The sequence below is a fragment of the Pseudomonas sp. P5_A12 genome (genome assembly GCF_056400685.1).
Genome location: NZ_JBFUKU010000103.1, coordinates 1 through 17,503 on the forward strand (window position 1 = coordinate 1; position 17,503 = coordinate 17,503).

The 17,503-nt window shown below is 59.6% G+C and carries 12 protein-coding genes and 1 rRNA gene; 9 read left to right on the top strand and 4 right to left on the bottom strand.

Annotation, left to right across the window (positions count from 1 at the left end; all coding sequences use genetic code 11):
• The first annotated feature begins 77 nt into the window (after positions 1 to 77).
• The 4 genes from rrf to recD all read left to right on the top strand — a co-directional run bounded on the left by rrf (position 78) and on the right by recD (position 9,593).
• A 5S ribosomal RNA gene (gene rrf, locus AC1DSG_RS15545) occupies positions 78 to 193 on the top strand.
• A gap of 156 nt (positions 194 to 349) precedes the next feature.
• A complete protein-coding gene (recC, locus tag AC1DSG_RS15550) occupies positions 350 to 3,802 on the top strand; it encodes an exodeoxyribonuclease V subunit gamma (protein WP_477791677.1) in 3,453 nt (1,150 codons plus the stop codon).
• A complete protein-coding gene (gene recB, locus AC1DSG_RS15555; protein WP_477791678.1) occupies positions 3,799 to 7,488 on the top strand; it encodes an exodeoxyribonuclease V subunit beta in 3,690 nt (1,229 codons plus the stop codon). The genes recC and recB overlap by 4 nt, the downstream gene beginning before the upstream one ends.
• Positions 7,485 to 9,593: an exodeoxyribonuclease V subunit alpha gene (gene recD, locus AC1DSG_RS15560; protein ID WP_477791679.1), complete on the top strand. Its 2,109-nt coding sequence runs from the start codon at positions 7,485 to 7,487 to the stop codon at positions 9,591 to 9,593. Before recB ends, recD begins: the two co-directional genes overlap by 4 nt.
• Before the next feature lie 11 nt (positions 9,594 to 9,604).
• Here the strand turns inward: recD and AC1DSG_RS15565 are convergent, their stop codons facing one another.
• Positions 9,605 to 10,552 (bottom strand): LysR family transcriptional regulator, encoded by a 948-nt coding sequence (locus tag AC1DSG_RS15565; protein WP_477791680.1) that lies wholly within the window; start codon positions 10,550 to 10,552, stop codon positions 9,605 to 9,607.
• Positions 10,553 to 10,702: 150 nt separating this feature from the next.
• On the opposite strand from AC1DSG_RS15565, the gene AC1DSG_RS15570 reads away from it, so the two are divergent.
• Positions 10,703 to 12,229 carry a CoA-acylating methylmalonate-semialdehyde dehydrogenase gene (locus AC1DSG_RS15570; protein WP_477791681.1) on the top strand — a complete coding sequence of 509 codons (1,527 nt, stop codon included), beginning with the start codon at positions 10,703 to 10,705 and terminating at the stop codon, positions 12,227 to 12,229.
• A gap of 10 nt (positions 12,230 to 12,239) precedes the next feature.
• Positions 12,240 to 13,127: a 3-hydroxyisobutyrate dehydrogenase gene (mmsB, locus tag AC1DSG_RS15575; protein ID WP_477791682.1), complete on the top strand. Its 888-nt coding sequence runs from the start codon at positions 12,240 to 12,242 to the stop codon at positions 13,125 to 13,127.
• A gap of 193 nt (positions 13,128 to 13,320) precedes the next feature.
• On the opposite strand, the gene AC1DSG_RS15580 is transcribed toward mmsB, so the two are convergent.
• Entirely contained in the window at positions 13,321 to 13,665 is a 345-nt protein-coding gene (locus AC1DSG_RS15580) for a cupin domain-containing protein (RefSeq protein ID WP_007946320.1), read from the bottom strand.
• A 111-nt stretch (positions 13,666 to 13,776) separates the two neighbouring features.
• The gene (locus AC1DSG_RS15585) at positions 13,777 to 14,658 is read right to left on the bottom strand and encodes a LysR substrate-binding domain-containing protein (protein WP_477791683.1); all 882 of its coding nucleotides are present in this window, start codon (positions 14,656 to 14,658) and stop codon (positions 13,777 to 13,779) included.
• A 207-nt stretch (positions 14,659 to 14,865) separates the two neighbouring features.
• Here AC1DSG_RS15585 and AC1DSG_RS15590 point away from each other — a divergent pair, with 207 nt between their 5' ends.
• Positions 14,866 to 15,630, top strand: coding sequence for a sulfite exporter TauE/SafE family protein (locus tag AC1DSG_RS15590; RefSeq protein WP_477791684.1), 765 nt, complete (start codon positions 14,866 to 14,868; stop codon positions 15,628 to 15,630).
• On the opposite strand, the gene AC1DSG_RS15595 is transcribed toward AC1DSG_RS15590, so the two are convergent.
• A complete protein-coding gene (locus tag AC1DSG_RS15595; protein WP_477791685.1) occupies positions 15,620 to 15,934 on the bottom strand; it encodes a putative quinol monooxygenase in 315 nt (104 codons plus the stop codon). The two genes, AC1DSG_RS15590 and AC1DSG_RS15595, sit on opposite strands and share 11 nt — an antisense overlap.
• A gap of 160 nt (positions 15,935 to 16,094) precedes the next feature.
• Between AC1DSG_RS15595 and mdaB the strand changes: the two genes are divergently transcribed.
• Together mdaB and AC1DSG_RS15605 are read left to right on the top strand one after the other, a co-directional pair.
• Positions 16,095 to 16,685, top strand: coding sequence for an NADPH:quinone oxidoreductase MdaB (gene mdaB, locus AC1DSG_RS15600; RefSeq protein WP_477791686.1), 591 nt, complete (start codon positions 16,095 to 16,097; stop codon positions 16,683 to 16,685).
• Between the two features lie 58 nt (positions 16,686 to 16,743).
• The coding region (locus AC1DSG_RS15605; RefSeq protein WP_477791687.1) for a LysR substrate-binding domain-containing protein at positions 16,744 to 17,503 on the top strand (760 nt) is incomplete at its 3' end.

The window sequence follows — 17,503 nt, forward strand, 5'->3', positions numbered from 1 at the left end:
TTCGAAACACACAAATCTATTACATACCCATTCGCTGGAGCGTGAACCGAAAGGTAAACGACCTGGCTACCGAATTTCTTGACGACCATAGAGCATTGGAACCACCTGATCCCATCCCGAACTCAGCAGTGAAACGATGCATCGCCGATGGTAGTGTGGGGTTTCCCCATGTGAGAGTAGGTCATCGTCAAGATTAAATTCCGAAACCCCTATCTGCGTATGCAGGTAGGGGTTTTGTTTTGCCCGCAGGAAAGTTCGTACAGCATTACCGGACAGCTCCCRGCTGTCACCGTCTCCCGACAATGCTAAGGTTCGGCCCTAGCAATTGTATTTTTCCAAGGAAGCCTTTATGCCGGACGCCAAGTCCCTCAATGCTGCTTTTATGGTGGTTCAAAGCAACAGTCTGAATGAACTGCGCAGCCTGGTGATCAGCGTAATGCGGCGTTATCCGCTGGCTCCCCTGGAAAATGAAATCGCCCTGGTGCAGAGCAATGGCATCGCACAGTGGCTTAAGTTGGCACTGGCCGAGGATCCGGAAGAGGATGATATGGGCGGCTGCGGTATTGCCGCTGCCATCGACGTGCAGTTACCCGGTAGCTTCATGTGGCAGCTTTATCGCATGGTCCTTGGACGGGATGAAATCCCGGTCAAATCGTTGCTCGATAAAGCACCACTGACGTGGCGTCTGATGCGCCTCCTTCCGCAACTGATCAACCAGCCGCACTTCGAGCCGTTACAGCGCTTCCTGACCCATGACACTGATTTGCGTAAGCGCTACCAGTTGGCTGAGCGACTGGCGGACCTGTTCGACCAATACCAGGTCTACCGAGCCGACTGGCTCGAAGACTGGGCTGAAGGTCGTCACCAACTTCGCAACAGCAGAGGCGAAGCCAAGCCTCTGGCCCCGGCCAACTGCTGGCAAGCGGAATTATGGCGGGCTCTGTTACTGGATGTGGGGGAGGAAGGCATGGCGCAAAGCCGTGCCGGTGTTCATCAGCGGTTTATCGAGCGCATCAACAGCCTTGACGTCGCCCCTGGCGGATTACCTTCACGGGTGATCGTTTTCGGGATTTCTTCTCTCCCCGCTCAGGCCCTTGAAGCGCTCGCTGGACTGGCTCGTTTCAGCCAGGTTCTGCTGTGTGTACATAACCCATGTCGTTACCATTGGGCTGACATCGTCGCCGATAAAGACCTGCTGYGGCATCAATACAAGCGCCAGGCCCGCAAGAGTGGAATGCCCGTTGTACTCGACCCGCAAACGCTCCACCAGCATGCTCATCCGCTGCTGGCTGCCTGGGGTAAACAGGGTCGGGACTACATCAATCTTCTCGACAGCTATGACGATCCCAACAGCTATAGCTCGGCATTTCGTGACGGGCGTATCGACCTGTTCAGCGACAATCAGCCAAAGAGCATGCTCAATCAATTGCAGGACGACATTCTCGAATTACGTCCACTGAGCGAGACGCGAGATTTCTGGCCTGCCGTCGATCTGGAGCAAGAGGAGTCGATCCGTTTTCACATCGCCCATAGCGCGCAGCGTGAAGTAGAGATCCTCCACGATCAGTTGCTCGCACGCTTCAGCGCTGATCCGGACCTGAGGCCTCGCGACATCATCGTGATGGTCCCGGACATCGACAGTTACGCACCACATATTCGCGCGGTATTCGGTCAGCTTGAGCGCCACGATCCACGCTTCATTCCGTTCACGCTTGCGGATCAAGGCCAGCGTGGTCGCGACCCCCTGCTGATAGCCGTTGAACACCTGCTCAAACTCCCCGATAGCCGTTTCCCCGTCAGCGAGATCCTCGATTTGCTGGACGTTCCTGCATTACGTGCCCGCTTTGGCGTTGAGGAGCGAGACCTGCCGACGCTGCACCGGTGGATCGAAGGTGCGGGCATCCGCTGGGGAATGAATGCCGAGCAGCGTGCGGGTCTGGGATTGCCTGAAGCGCTGGAGCAAAACAGTTGGCGATTCGGCCTCCGCCGGATGCTGCTGGGTTATGCCGTTGGCAGTGCCAATGCGTGCGAAGGCATCGAGCCTTACGACGAAATTGGCGGTCTGGATGCCGCACTTATCGGACCGTTGGTGGCCCTGCTGGATGCGTTGGAAATTGCCCACCAGGAACTGACTCAACCTGCACCGCCCAAGCAGTGGGGCGTGCGATTGCAAGCACTGGTGCAACTATTCTTCCAGGCCAGTAATGAGCATGACGACTACTTGCTGGCCCAGCTCGAAGAATTGCGCGAGAGCTGGCTCGACACCTGCGAGTCCGTAGGTTTGCACGACGATCTGCCGTTAACCGTGGTTCGGGAAGCCTGGCTTGCCGGACTGGATCAGGGTCGTCTGTCCCAGCGTTTTTTGGCCGGTGCCGTTAACTTCTGCACCTTGATGCCCATGCGGGCGATCCCGTTCAAACGGGTCTGTCTGCTGGGCATGAACGACGGCGACTATCCTCGTGCGCAACCGCCGCTGGATTTCGATCTTATGGGCAGTGACTACCGTCCCGGTGATCGATCCCGTCGCGAAGATGACCGTTATCTTCTGTTGGAAGCGCTGCTGTCGGCACGTGATCAGCTCTACATCAGCTGGGTTGGTCGAAGCATTCGGGATAACAGCGAACGCCCGGCCTCGGTGCTGATAGGCCAATTGCGTGACCATCTTTCCAGCGGCTGGCGACTGCGCGATGAGGACAAGGACCTGTTGAAGGCCATGACTCAGGAACACCCATTGCAGCCCTTCAGCGCTCGTTATTTTCATGAAGGTGACGCGCTGTTCAGCTACGCCAATGAGTGGCAAGTACTTCATCAAGTCACTGATCATATGGCTGACGGCGAAGTACTTGAGGCTTACGTCCAGGAGGAGCCGCTGAGCCTCGGTCAATTGCAGGATTTCGTGCGCAATCCCGTGCGGCATTTTTTCAGTCAGCGGCTGAAGGTGTTCTTCGAAGCGGCTGAAGTGCCGTTGGCCGATGAAGAACCCTTTGTCCTCGATGCGCTGCAACGCTATTCCCTCAGCGACAGCTTGCTTGCAGCGGCTCTGGGACGCATCGATCACGCCGATCAGGCACTTGATGAACAGGCCAAGCGCCTGCAAAACAGCGGGCTGCTGCCCATGGCAGGATTTGGCGAATGCCTTCAGCGTGAGTTGATCGAGCCGCTGCCGGATCTGGTGCAGCGTTATCAACAGCTCCTGGCGTTATGGCCGACGCCGCTTACCAGCGCTCTGCCGGTGAATCTTGAGTTGGAAGGACTGCGCCTGGAAGGTTGGCTCAGTGGCCTGCACCAACGTGCAGACGGTGGTTTGCTGTCGGTCACGACCATCCCCAACAGCATTGGCTCAGTCAAAACCCGAAAATGGCACCGCTTGACGCGGCCTTGGGTCAATCATCTGGTTGCCTGCGCCAGCGGCATACCGATGACCACCGGGCTGGTGGCCAGCGACGACAGCCTGCTGCTGGAGCCACTGGAAAAGGGCGCAGCGCTAAAAGTTCTGGGACATCTCCTGGAGGCCTGGCAGGCGGGCATGCGTCAACCTCTGTCGATTGCAGTAAAAACAGCCTTCGCCTGGCTTGGTCAGACCGATCCGCTGAAAGCTGAAGTCGCCGCCCGCAAAGCCTACGAAGGCGATGGCCAGACCACTGACGGAGAGCGCCGCGAAAGCCCTGCACTCACCCGACAGTTTGCTGATTTCGACGCGTTGATGAATGACGAAACCTTCCCCGACTGGTGCAACGCGTTGTACAAACCGATGCTTGAAGCCCCCTGGCGTTCACTGACCAGCGAGGGGGCTCGTTCATGACCACAAAAACACCTCTAGCGCTGGCCTTCCCACTGCGCGGCAGCCAACTGATCGAAGCCAGCGCCGGGACTGGCAAGACCTTCACTATCTCCGCGCTTTATCTGCGTCTTGTTCTGGGTCACGGAAGTGATGCGAGTGGCTACGGGCGTGAGCTGTTGCCGCCGCAAATCCTCGTTGTGACCTTCACCGATGCCGCCACCAAAGAGTTGCGTGAACGCATACGAACGCGCCTGGCCGAGGCCGCGCGGTTCTTCCGTGATGAGACGACGGCGCCGGATGGCCTCATTGCCGAACTGCGTGATCAGTACCTCCCCGAACAGTGGTCGGGCTGCGCAAATCGTCTGGACATCGCTGCGCAATGGATGGATGAGGCGGCCGTCTCGACCATCCACAGTTGGTGTCAGCGTATGCTGCGCGAACATGCGTTCGACAGCGGCAGCTTGTTTACCCAGACCCTGGAAACCGATCACAGTGATTTGCTGGGCGAAGTCCTGCGCGATTACTGGCGATTGTTTTGTTACCCGATGCAAGGCGATGCACTGAATTGGGTGCGCAACAATTGGGGTGGTCCGGCGGCATTGCTGCCGCGCGTGCGTGGTTTGTTCGCCAGCGAGCGCGACAGTGTTGAAGGTAAAGAGCCGGCCGAACTGATCAACGAATGTTTGCAGGAACGGCGAAGCGCGTTGCTCGAACTCAAGATGCCTTGGCGCCAATGGGCGGACGAGCTGCTGGTCATCTGTCATCAAGGCGTTGCGAGCAAAAGTGTCGACGGTCGAAAAATGCAGGCGCGCTACTTCGAGCCCTGGTTTGAAAAAATCAAAGCATGGGCCGAAGACGAAGCGCTTGAGCAACTGGACATCGGCACCGGCTTCACTCGTCTGACGCCTGATGGCATGGCCGAAGCCTGGAAGGGCGAAGCACCCCGCCATCCCGGATTGGACGCGATGCCCGGTCTCAAGGCCAGGCTAGACGGACTGCCGACCCCCGATGCTGTCGTTCTGCAACATGCCGCGCATTGGGTTGGAACACGCTTCGAGGAAGAAAAACGCCGACGCGCGGAGATGGGCTTCGATGACATGCTGCTGCGCCTGGATGCCGCCTTGCAGTCCGAGGGAGGCGAGCGCCTGGCCACCTTGATTCGTGAGCAGTTCCCGGTCGCGTTGATCGACGAATTCCAAGACACTGACCCGGTGCAATACCGGATCTTCGAAAGCATCTATCGCATCGAGGACAACAATCCGGAATGCGGCTTGTTCCTCATTGGTGACCCGAAACAGGCGATCTATGCATTCCGTGGCGCCGACATTTATACCTACCTGCGCGCCCGTCAGGCCACCACCGGACGACTGCATACGCTGGGCACAAATTTCCGCTCCAGCCACGGCATGGTCAGTGCGGTGAATCATGTTTTCGAACGCGCCGAGTCTCGTGAGCTGGGGCGCGGAGCCTTCCTGTTTCGGGAAAAAAATGGCGACAACCCTGTACCGTTTTTACCTGTCGAGTCCCAAGGGCGCAAAGAGGTACTGCACTTAGAGGGACAAGTGGTGCCGTCCCTGAATATCTGGCATTTGTCCGAAGAACAACCCCTGTCCGGCGCGGTGTACCGGCAACAATTGGCTGCCGCTTGCGCCAGTGAAATCGCTGCATTGCTCAACGGTGGACAACAAGGGCGGGCGGGGTTTGTCGAGGCAGGCAAGGACTTCAGAGGCCTGCTTCCAGCGGATATCGCAATCCTTGTGCGCGATGGCAAAGAGGCTCAAGCGGTGCGCGGCGAACTCTCGGCGCGAGGTGTGCGTAGCGTTTATCTGTCGGACAAGGACTCGGTGTTCGCCGCCCAAGAAGCTCACGACGTGCTGACCTGGCTCAAGGCCTGTGCCGAGCCCGATCTCGAGCGGCCACTGCGCGCCGCGTTGGCCTGCATTACGCTCAATCTGTCGCTGGCTGAACTTGAGCGATTGAATCAGGACGAACTGGCCTGGGAAGCACGGGTCATGCAATTCCGTGGCTATCGCGAGCTCTGGCGCAAGCAAGGCGTGCTGCCGATGCTGCGACGTTTGTTGCATGACTTCCAGCTACCGCAAGTATTGATCGCGCGCAGCGACGGGGAGCGAGTACTGACCAACCTGCTGCACCTGTCCGAACTGCTGCAGCAGGCAGCGGCCGAACTCGATGGCGAGCAGGCGCTGATTCGTCATTTGTCTGAGCATCTGGCGTTGTCCGGCCAGGCCGGCGAAGAGCAGATCCTGCGCCTGGAAAGCGACGAACAACTGGTCAAGGTCGTGACCATTCACAAGTCCAAGGGCCTTGAATATCCCTTGGTGTTTCTGCCCTTCATCTGTTCGGCGAAGCCGGTGGATGGCAGTCGTCTGCCGCTGCATTACCACGACGAAAACGGCAAGGCTCAGGTGACCCTGAAGCCGACGGACGAGTTGATTACCCTGGCCGACGATGAGCGTCTGGCCGAGGATCTGCGCTTGCTGTATGTCGCCCTGACTCGCGCGCAACATGCGTGCTGGCTCGGCGTGACGGATCTCAAGCGCGGCAATAACAACAGTTCTGTGCTGCACCTGTCGGCGCTAGGCTACCTGTTGGGGGGTGGTTTGCCATTGGCCGAGTCGGCAGGCTTGAAGCGCTGGCTGGAAGACTTGCAGCAGGACTGCCCGGCGCTGGTTTACGCTGAAATGCCGCAAGCCACCGCCGAGCATTACCAGCCGCCGCAAAACCAGGCGACCTTGCTCGCGCTGCGCGTCCCCAAACGCAAGGCCAGTGAAAACTGGTGGATCGCCTCCTATAGCGCCTTGCGCATTGGCGACCGTTTGAGCGTGGGCAGTGACGAAGCCCCAGAGAGTCCGCAAGCGCAAAAGCTCTTCGACGACGAACGCCTCGATCCGCACGCTCCACGAGAAGTGGCGGCTGGTGGCGGTGATATCCATCGATTCCCCCGAGGCCCCAACCCCGGCACCTTTCTCCATGGTTTGCTGGAATGGGCCGGTGACGAAGGTTTTGCCGCCAGTCCGCAAGCGATCGAAGACGCGATTGCCCGGCGCTGCAACCGCCGTGGCTGGGAAGGCTGGATCACTACGCTGAGCGATTGGCTGCAGCATTTGCTCAAGTCCCCGCTGCGCCTCGGCGGCGGGACGGCACCAGTGATTTTCGAGCAACTGACCCAGTACCGCGTCGAGATGGAGTTCTGGTTCGCCAGCCATAAAGTCGACGTGCTCAAACTGGATGAACTGGTGTGCCAACACACCCACAACGGCGTTGCTCGAGTGGCGGCCGAACCAGTCTTGCTCAACGGCATGTTCAAGGGCTTTATCGACCTGACCTTCGAGCACGATGGCCGCTATTACGTCGCCGACTACAAATCCAACTGGCTAGGCGTTGATGACGCGGCCTACACCGAACAGGCCATGGAGCAGTCGATTCTCGATAACCGCTATGACCTGCAATACGTGTTGTACCTGTTGGCCTTGCACCGACAGCTCAAGGCGCGGCTTGTCGACTACGATTACGACCGGCACGTCGGTGGTGCGCTCTACCTGTTCTTGCGCGGTACGCGAGCTACCACCCAAGGCGCGTATTTCGCCCGTCCACCCAAAGAACTGATCGAGCGACTGGACCGATTGTTCCAAGGCAAGCCAGAACCCAAGGCCGAACCCGCCTGGGAACAGGGAGTACTGCTATGAGCCGCACCTTCGCCGATTTGCTGCCCACACCCTTGGCGGCCGAAAGCCTGACGGATCTGGCGCCATTGAGTCGTGCCGATGACCTGCTGCTGTTACTGACGCGCTGGGTTGAGCGGGGCTGGTTGCGAGCGCTGGACAAGGCCTTCGTCGCCTTCCTGCACGAACTCGCTCCCGATGATGATCCGTTGGTGTTACTTGCTGCCGCACTGACCAGTCACCAACTGGGCCACGGTCATGTATGTCTGGATCTGTTCGAGACGCTGAAAGAGCCGGATTTCGCCCTGTCGCTACCCCCTGAAGGTGATCTGCACAGTGGCGCGATGGTATTGCCGTCGCAATTGCTGGAAGCGCTGGACGGTGCCCATTGGTGCAAGGTTCTGGCCTCCAGCAATCTGGTGGCGCTGGCCGCAGACGGTCGTGAATCTGCGCAATCGCGGCCCTTGGTTTTATCCGGCAAGCGCCTGTACCTGCGCCGCTACTGGGCTTACGAAAGACGCATCGACGATGCCCTGCGCCTACGACTGGCTGAACACGAAACGACGCCGGATGACTTACCCCAACGCCTGACCGGTCTGTTCGGTTCCGCTAAAACCGGTGAAGTGATCGACTGGCAAAAACTCGCCTGTGCCTTGGCGACCCGCAGTGCATTCAGCATCGTGACCGGCGGACCCGGCACCGGCAAGACCACCACCGTCGTACGTTTGCTGGCCTTGCTCCAGGCGCCCGCCGTTGAAGCCGGCAAACCGCTGCGCATCCGGCTTGCCGCTCCCACCGGCAAGGCGGCGGCCCGACTCACGGAGTCGATCAGCCAACAGGTGCGGACTCTGGCAGTCGCCGAATCGGTTCGCGGTCAGATCCCGTCGGACGTCACTACCGTGCACCGTTTGCTGGGCAGTCGTCCCGGCACTCGACACTTCCGCCATCACGCCGGTAATCGTTTGCCGCTGGATGTGCTGGTGGTGGACGAAGCGTCAATGATCGACCTGGAAATGATGGCCAACCTGCTGGATGCGATGCCGGCCCACGCGCGGTTGGTGTTGTTGGGGGACAAGGATCAGCTGGCATCCGTGGAGGCCGGCGCGGTGCTGGGCGATTTGTGCCGGGATGCCGAGGCGGGTTGGTACAGCCCGCAGACTCGCCAGTGGCTGGAAGCGGTCAGTGGTGAAAGTCTTGAAACCAGTGGATTGCAGGCCGACACCCAGGGCGCTCATCCACTCGCCCAGCAAGTGGTGATGCTGCGTCATTCACGCCGGTTCGGCGAGGGCAGCGGCATTGGTCAACTGGCTCGGTGGGTCAATCAGCAACAACCGGAACAAGCCCGCAAGTTGTTGGCCGCTCGAAGCCACGACGATGTGTTTTCCCTGTCGCTCAAGGGTGAGCAAGACCGGGCGCTGGAGCGCTTGTTGCTCGAAGGCCATGGCGAGGGACCGCAAGGCTATCGTCACTATTTGAATCTTCTGCGCAGGCAGCGGCCAGCGCTCGACAGTCCGCTCGACGATGCACGCTGGACCGAATGGGCGCGAGACGTGTTGCAAGCCTTCGATGCTTTCCAGTTGCTGTGCGCCGTCCGCAAAGGGCCGTGGGGCGTGGAAGGTTTGAATCAGCGAGTGACCGCCGCGCTGCTCAAGGCCCGACTGATCGACAGCGATCAGCAGTGGTACGAAGGGCGCCCTGTGTTGATGACCCGTAACGACTACGGCCTGGGGTTGATGAACGGTGACATCGGCATCGCCCTCAAACTGCCGGAGCGTGAGGGACCCGAAGCAGGCAAGCAGGTGCTGCGCGTGGCGTTCCCACGCAATGATGGTCAGGGCGGCGTTCGTTTTGTGCTGCCGAGCCGGCTCAACGATGTCGAAACCGTCTACGCCATGACGGTGCACAAATCCCAGGGCTCTGAATTCGCCCATACGGCGCTGATTCTGCCGGATGCCCTGAACCCTGTGCTCACCAAGGAACTGATCTACACCGGGATCACCCGGGCCAAGCACTGGTTCACCTTGATCGAGCCGCGCGCCGGTGTCTTCGAAGAGGCCGTGCGGCGCAAGGTCAAGCGCTTGAGCGGGTTGATGCTGGAGTTGGAGGAGGGTGTTGCGCCGGGTCTTTGATTGAGCGCCGACTAGTCGGCGAACAACATCTCCCGGCTTTCACCCATCAACAGGCCTTGATTCTGTTCAGTGACCGAACGGATGTAATCCCACAGCAGGGTAATCCGCTTGAGCTTGCGCAGGTCCTCCCGGCAGTACATCCAGAATTGTCGGGTGATGTTGATCTCTTGCGGCAACACCGGCAGCAGCCGTGGGTCCTGGGCCGTGAGGAAGCACGGCAGAATTGCCAGTGATCGCCCCTGTTGCGCCGCCACGAACTGCGCAATCACGCTGGTGCTGCGCAGATTGGCGCTGGCGCCGGGCAATACGTTCGCCAGGTACAACAGCTCTGAGCTGAACGCCAGATCGTCGACATAACTGATGAATGAATGCTTGCCCAAGTCTGCCGGGCGGCGGATCGGTGGGTGTTTGTCCAGATAGTCCTGGGTCGCGTACAGCTGCAATCGGTAGTCGCAGAGTTTGCAGCAGACGTACGGCCCGTGCTCCGGGCGCTCCAGGGCGATGACGATGTCGGCTTCGCGCTTGGACAAGCTGATGAAGTGCGGCAGCGGCAGGATGTCGACGGAGATGGCCGGGTAGGCGTCGACGAAATGACTCAGTTGCGGCGTGATGAAAAAACTGCCGAAGCCTTCGGTGCAGCCCATGCGCACGTGACCGGACAATGCCACTCCGGACCCCGAAACCTGCTCGCAAGCCATGTGCAATGTGCTTTCAATGGACTCGGCGTAACCCAGTAACCGCTGGCCTTCAGCGGTCAGGACAAAACCGCTGGTCCGGGACTTCTCGAACAACAAAGTCCCCAATGCCGCTTCCAGCGAACTGATGCGCCGCGACACGGTGGTGTAGTCCACTGCCAGGCGCTTGGCCGCAGTACTGGCCTTGCGGGTGCGGGCGACTTCGAGAAAAAACTTGAGGTCATCCCAGTTCAACGAGCCTAAAGACGTGATGTTTTTTTGCATGATGGACCGGCTTTTATGTGCGTTCTTATTAGAAGTTTGCACATCTATACTCCAAAAACAGCCCCACAACCAATGCGCGGCACACGCCTCATCACAAGGCGACTTTCTCGCCTTGGCTCCCAAGATAAAAACAAGCATCCGGAGACCCACATGAACGCTTCGCTCACGCCTAATGAAACCACTGTCCAAACGGTAAAGCTGTTGATCGACGGCCAGTGGGTCGAATCCCAAACCACCGAATGGCACGACATCGTCAACCCGGCGACCCAGCAAGTGCTGGCCAAAGTGCCGTTTGCCACCGCCGAAGAAGTCGACGCCGCCATCAGTGCTGCCCATCGCGCCTTCCAGACCTGGAAGCTGACGCCAATCGGTGCGCGGATGCGCATCATGCTCAAGCTCCAGGCGCTGATTCGTGAACATTCCAAACGTATCGCTGTGGTGCTGAGTGCAGAGCAGGGCAAAACCATTGCCGACGCTGAAGGCGACATTTTCCGTGGTCTGGAAGTGGTCGAGCACGCCTGCTCCATTGGCAGCCTGCAAATGGGTGAGTTTGCCGAAAACGTGGCTGGCGGTGTCGATACCTACACCCTGCGTCAGCCAATCGGCGTATGCGCCGGCATCACCCCGTTCAATTTCCCGGCGATGATTCCGCTTTGGATGTTCCCGATGGCCATTGCCTGCGGCAACACCTTCGTGCTCAAGCCGTCCGAACAGGACCCGATGTCGACCGTGCTCCTGGTGGAACTGGCCATTGAGGCCGGTGTTCCAGCGGGCGTACTGAACGTCGTGCATGGCGGCAAGGATGTGGTCGACGCGCTGTGCACGCACAAAGACATCAAGGCTGTTTCCTTCGTCGGTTCTACCGCCGTCGGTACTCACGTCTACGACCTGGCCGGCAAACACGGCAAGCGCGTGCAATCGATGATGGGCGCGAAGAACCACGCCGTGGTGCTGCCGGATGCCAATCGCGAACAAGCACTGAATGCCCTGGTCGGCGCCGGTTTTGGCGCGGCGGGTCAGCGCTGCATGGCTACCTCCGTGGTGGTGTTGGTGGGCGCGGCGAAACAATGGCTGCCAGACCTGAAAGCGCTGGCACAGAAACTGACCGTGAATGCCGGCAGCGAGCCGGGCACTGACGTCGGCCCGGTGATCTCGAAAAAAGCCAAGCAGCGAATTCTTGATCTGATCGAAAGCGGCATCAAGGAAGGCGCCAAACTGGAGCTGGACGGTCGCGAGATCACGGTTCCCGGTTACGAGAAGGGCAACTTTGTCGGCCCGACCTTGTTCTCCGGCGTGACCACCGACATGCAGATCTACACCCAGGAAATCTTCGGCCCGGTGCTGGTGGTGCTGGAAGTGAATACGCTCGACGAGGCGATTGCGCTGGTCAACGCCAACCCATTCGGCAACGGCACAGGCCTGTTCACCCAGAGCGGTGCGGCGGCGCGTAAATTCCAGAACGAAATCGACGTCGGTCAGGTCGGCATCAACATCCCGATTCCAGTGCCGGTCCCGTTCTTCAGCTTCACCGGTTCGCGCGGCTCCAAGCTCGGCGACCTCGGCCCGTATGGCAAGCAAGTGGTGCAGTTCTACACTCAGACCAAGACCGTCACCAGTCGCTGGTTCGATGACGACAGCGTCAACGACGGTGTGAACACCACCATCAACTTGCGTTAAGGAGCCGGACATGAAAATCGCTTTTATCGGTCTCGGCAACATGGGCGCCCCGATGGCGCGCAACCTGATCAAGGCTGGTCACGCCTTGCGTCTGGTCGACCTGAACAAAACCGTGCTGGCGGAGCTTGAGCAGCTGGGCGGCAGCATCAGCGCTTCGGCCCGTGAAGCGGCGCAAGGCGCGGAACTGGTGATCACCATGCTCCCGGCCGCTGTGCATGTGCGCAGCGTGTGGCTGGGTGAAGACGGCGTTCTCGCCGGTATCGGCCAGGGTGTACCGGCCGTGGATTGCAGCACCATTGATCCACAGACGGCGCGCGATGTCGCCGCCGCGGCTGCCAAGCAAGGCGTGGCCATGGCCGATGCGCCGGTTTCCGGCGGCACCGGTGGTGCCGCGGCCGGGACGCTGACCTTTATGGTCGGCGCTACTCCTGAGCTGTTTGCCACCCTGCAACCGGTGCTGGCGCAGATGGGCCGCAACATCGTTCATTGCGGTGAAGTCGGCACCGGGCAAATCGCCAAGATCTGTAACAACCTGCTGTTGGGGATTTCCATGGTTGGCGTCAGCGAAGCCATGGCGCTGGGTGATGCCCTGGGAATCGACACGACCGTGCTGGCCGGAATCATCAACAGTTCCACCGGTCGTTGCTGGAGTTCGGAGATGTACAACCCGTGGCCGGGCGTCGTTGAAACAGCGCCGGCCTCGCGCGGTTATACCGGCGGCTTCGGTGCTGAGTTGATGCTCAAGGACCTGGGGTTGGCCACGGAAGCGGCCCGTCAGGCGCATCAACCGGTGGTGCTCGGCGCGGTGGCCCAACAGTTGTATCAGGCGATGAGCCAGCGCGGGGAAGGTGGCAAGGACTTCTCGGCGATCATCAATAGCTATCGCAAACCGCAGTAAAAGAGCGGCTGCGAGAAGCCTGTATTGAAATGAAGACCTGTGGGAGCGAGCCTGCTCGCGAAGAGGGCGTGTCAGTCGACATAGATGTTGGATGACACACCGCATTCGCGAGCAGGCTCGCTCCCACAGTGAATGCATTTATCTGGAGACATTTACCGGGAGATCACATCGAGTGATCTCCCGGTTTTTTGCATCAGGCAAACACGAAATACTTGCGCACGGTTTCAACCACTTCCCATGTGCCTTTCATCCCCGGCTCGATGACGAAAATGTCGCCGGCACGCAGATGGATCGGCTCTTTTCCTTCCGGGGTGATGATGCAGTAGCCCTCGCGGAAGTCGCAGTATTCCCACTTCACGTATTCGACATACCACTTGCCCGGCGTGCAGATCCAAGTGCCCATGATCTTGCTGCCGTCTTCGCTGGTGTAGGCGTTGAGGTTGACGGTGTGCGGGTCGCCTTCGAGTTTTTCCCATTTGCAGGCGTCGAGTACGGGCAGCGGATGAGTGTCGCGAAGAACGGTAATCGGTGCGGTCATGTGGACTCCGGGCGGTGGATTCAAGAACTGAAGAGGCACCCTATAGCGCCCGTGAACCGGTCAGTTGTCTGAACTCGACATCGAAGTGTCCAGAAACGCGCGACCCCGCTACTAAAGGCTCAAGGCGTGTAACAGCGCCTTCGCATAGCCGGGCAGCGCCGCAAAGTCCCGGGCGCAGAGCAGCAGTTTGCGTTGAGCCCAAGGTTCCTGCAGGGCCGTCCACTTGAAAGGCCGTTCCCCCGGCCAGCGTTCGACGGCTGCCAGGGGCACAATTGCCAGCCCGGCACCGCGCGCGACCATGCGCATCACGCCCTCGAAACCGTCGGCGYGGATGCGGATTTGCAGGCGTGAGCCGATGTGCAGGGCCTGTTCTTCGAGGTACACCGCCAGGGCGCTGTTGGCGTTCAGTCCTACGTAATCGTGGTGCAAGGTGTCGCCGAAACTCAGTGATTCACTGTCCGCCAACGGGTGGTCGAGGGGCAGAATCAGTACCAGTGGGTCGTCGCGAAACGGGCAGGTTTGTAGGTCATCGGTGTCGACTGCGTCGGACACGATGCCCAGGTCTGCCGCGCCCTGACGCAGCGCGTGGGTGATGCGCGCGCTGGGCAGCTCTTGCAGATCRATGTCGAGGTTTGGGTGCGCGTGCAGGAAGTCGGCGAGCAACTCCGGCAGGTACTCGGTGATCGCCGTGGTGTTGCACAACAAGCGCACTTGGCCTTTGACACCTTTGGCGTATTCGGCCAGGTCCTGTTGCATGTGTTCGGCTTGTTGCAGCAGGGATCGGGCGTGTTTTGCCAGGGCTTTGCCTGCCGGAGTGGGCGTCACACCACGACGGCCTCGTTCCAGAAACTCGATGCCGAGCGAAGCCTCCATGGCGCGGATTCTCGCGCTCGCCGCCGCCAGGGACAGATGACTGCGCGCAGCGCCGGCGGTGATGTTGCCGCTGTCGAGGATGTTCAGGTAGAGGCGCAGGTCGGTCAGGTCGAAGTGCATGCTTAGTCCAAAGCTCGTTCCCACGCTCTGCGTGGGAATGCCTCAATGGGCGCTCTGCGTCCGCTTCGGTAAGTGACGCGGAGCGTCACGGGCTGCATTCCCACGCAGAGCGTGGGAACGATCAAGTTTTCAGCCTATTGCTTGGCAAGAGGCAACCTCAGTATATGGCAGATTTTCACACGGCCAATCCAGGCTCAGGATAGCCCCATGAATACTCTCGCCGCGTTCTATCAAAACCTCGGACTGGTCCTTTCTTTGCTGGTCATCGTTACCTTCATGCTGGCCGGCATCATCAAAGGGCTCATCGGCCTCGGCTTGCCAACCATCGCCATGGGGCTACTCGGTCTGGCTATGGCCCCGTCGCAGGCTGCCGCGCTGCTGATCATTCCGGCAACGCTCACCAACGTCTGGCAACTGGCATTCGGCGGACATTTACGCGGGTTGATCAAGCGTCTATGGCCAATGCTGCTGGCCATCTTCTTCGGCACCGGCGTCGGCACGCTCTGGATTGGTATGGCGGATGGGCATTGGGTGGTGCGCGCATTGGGCGCTGCGTTGTTGGTCTACGCGCTGAGTGGGTTGTTCCTGCCGACCTTGCGCGTCGGCGGTCGTACCGAACGCTGGCTCGGTCCGCTGTGCGGCGTGCTGACGGGCATCATCACCTCGGCCACTGGTGTCTTCGTGATTCCGGCGGTGCCTTATCTGCAAGCGCTCGGTTTGAGCAAGGACGAACTCGTGCAGGCGCTGGGCTTGTCGTTCACCGTTTCGACCCTGGCGCTGGCGGCCGGCCTGTGGTGGCGCGGCGGTTTGGGTGGTGGTGAATTGAGCGCGTCGTTGCTGGCGCTGATTCCGGCAGTGCTCGGCATGTGGCTGGGCCAATGGCTGCGTCAGCGGATCAGCGCCGCATTGTTCAAACGAGTGTTCTTCCTCGGCCTCGGCGTGCTCGGCGGACACTTGCTGATCAGCGGTTAGCGGACGACGGGCTGAGCATGTCGATGGCACGGATCTCGAAATCCCGTTCCAGGTATTCATCGCGCTGGTCGAGGAACTGCTTCATGCGCGGCAGATTCGAGTGCACGTCCAGGTGGGCCTGGGATTGCCAGATCTCGTAGAAGATAAACAGCGTCGGGTCCTGTTTGTCGCGCAGCATGTGATATTCGATGCAACCGGGCTCGGCGCGGCTGGCGTCCACATAGCTGCGGAAAAACGCTTCGAACGCGTCGGATTTTTCCGGGTGGGTCTTGGCGTGCAGGATGAAGCCTTGCAGTTCACTCATCAGAAATCCCTCAAATTAAGAATCGGCGAAAGTCTATGGCAACAATCGCCTATGGATTCGTGCGTATTGGTCAAAATGGTTTTGCGCATTCGGGGCTTATTCCGCGCGAGGCCAACCATTAACCTGCCGCCATCCATTTTCTGACCTTCCGAGATTTCTCATGAAAAAAGTTCTGTTGCTCAATGGCGGCAAAAAATTCGCCCACTCCGATGGCCGCTACAACGCCACCCTGCATGAAGCCGCGCTGAGCGTGCTGGACCGCGGCGGCTTCGATGTGAAAGCCACCTTCATCGACGAGGGTTACGACGTCGCCGAAGAAGTCGCCAAATTTCTCTGGGCCGACGTGATCATTTACCAAATGCCGGGCTGGTGGATGGGCGCGCCGTGGACGGTGAAAAAGTACATCGACGAAGTCTTCACCGAAGGCCATGGCAGCCTTTACGCCAGTGATGGCCGCACCCGCTCCGATGCCTCGCAGAAATATGGCAGCGGGGGACTGGTGCAGGGCAAGCAGTACATGTTGTCGCTGACCTGGAACGCGCCGCAGCAAGCCTTCGACGATCCGACCGACTTCTTCGAAGCCAAAGGCGTGGACGCGGTGTACTTTCCGTTCCACAAGGCCAACGAGTTTCTTGGCATGACTGGCCTGCCGACATTCCTCTGCGTGGACGTGATGAAGCGTCCGAATATAGAAGCCGATGTGGCGCGTTATGAGCAGCATTTGACCGAGGTGTTTGACCTGTCCGCTTGAGGTTCCTTTTGCCCCGCATCCAGCTACTATCAAGCCAGTTTTTGAAAGAGGGGCCGCTGTGAAAGCCAGATCCGATGAGTTGCAGATTTTCGTCTGCGTGATTGAATGCGGGTCGATTTCCGCGGCGGCCGAACAGGTCGGGCAAACGCCTTCGGCGGTCAGCCGCACGCTGTCACGGCTGGAGGCGAAACTCGATACCACGCTGATCAACCGCACCACACGGCGCATGGACCTGACCGAGGAGGGCAAGTATTTCTTCGAGCACGCCAAGCGGATTCTCGATCAGATGGATGAACTCGAAGAACGCCTCAGCTCACGTCAGCAAACCCCGTCCGGACGCTTGCGCATCAACTCCGCCTCACCGTTCATGCTGCACGCCATCGTGCCTTACATCGATGAATTTCGTCGGCTCTACCCGGACATCCAGCTCGAACTCAACAGCAACGATTTGATCATCGACCTGCTGGAGCAAAGCACCGACATCGCCATCCGCATTGGCACGCTCACCGACTCGACCCTGCATGCACGCTCCTTGGGTTGCAGCCCGCTGCACATCGTCGCCAGCCCGGTTTACCTTGAACAACACGGTACGCCGCAGGCGGTTGCGGATTTGAGTGAGCACGCGTTGCTGGGGTTTACCCATAACGAAGGCCTAAACCAATGGCCGTTGCGCTCTGTGCATGGTGATCGCTGGCCGATCCAGGCGTCGATCAGCGCCTCCAGCGGTGAGACGATCCGGCATCTGGCGCTGGAAGGCCAAGGCATTGCTTGCCTATCGCACTACATGACAATCGACGACATTCGCGCCGGGCGATTGC

Excerpts from the sequence above, each read along its gene's own strand:
- AC1DSG_RS15565 (WP_477791680.1), bottom strand. The coding sequence starts at position 10,552 with ATGCAAAAAAACATCACGTCTTTAGGCTCGTTGAACTGGGATGACCTC.
- mmsB (WP_477791682.1), top strand. The coding sequence starts at position 12,240 with ATGAAAATCGCTTTTATCGGTCTCGGCAACATGGGCGCCCCGATGGCG.
- AC1DSG_RS15580 (WP_007946320.1), bottom strand. The coding sequence starts at position 13,665 with ATGACCGCACCGATTACCGTTCTTCGCGACACTCATCCGCTGCCCGTA.
- AC1DSG_RS15595 (WP_477791685.1), bottom strand. The coding sequence starts at position 15,934 with ATGAGTGAACTGCAAGGCTTCATCCTGCACGCCAAGACCCACCCGGAA.
- AC1DSG_RS15590 (WP_477791684.1), top strand. The coding sequence starts at position 14,866 with ATGAATACTCTCGCCGCGTTCTATCAAAACCTCGGACTGGTCCTTTCT.
- mdaB (WP_477791686.1), top strand. The coding sequence starts at position 16,095 with ATGAAAAAAGTTCTGTTGCTCAATGGCGGCAAAAAATTCGCCCACTCC.
- recB (WP_477791678.1), top strand. The coding sequence starts at position 3,799 with ATGACCACAAAAACACCTCTAGCGCTGGCCTTCCCACTGCGCGGCAGC.
- recD (WP_477791679.1), top strand. The coding sequence starts at position 7,485 with ATGAGCCGCACCTTCGCCGATTTGCTGCCCACACCCTTGGCGGCCGAA.
- AC1DSG_RS15570 (WP_477791681.1), top strand. The coding sequence starts at position 10,703 with ATGAACGCTTCGCTCACGCCTAATGAAACCACTGTCCAAACGGTAAAG.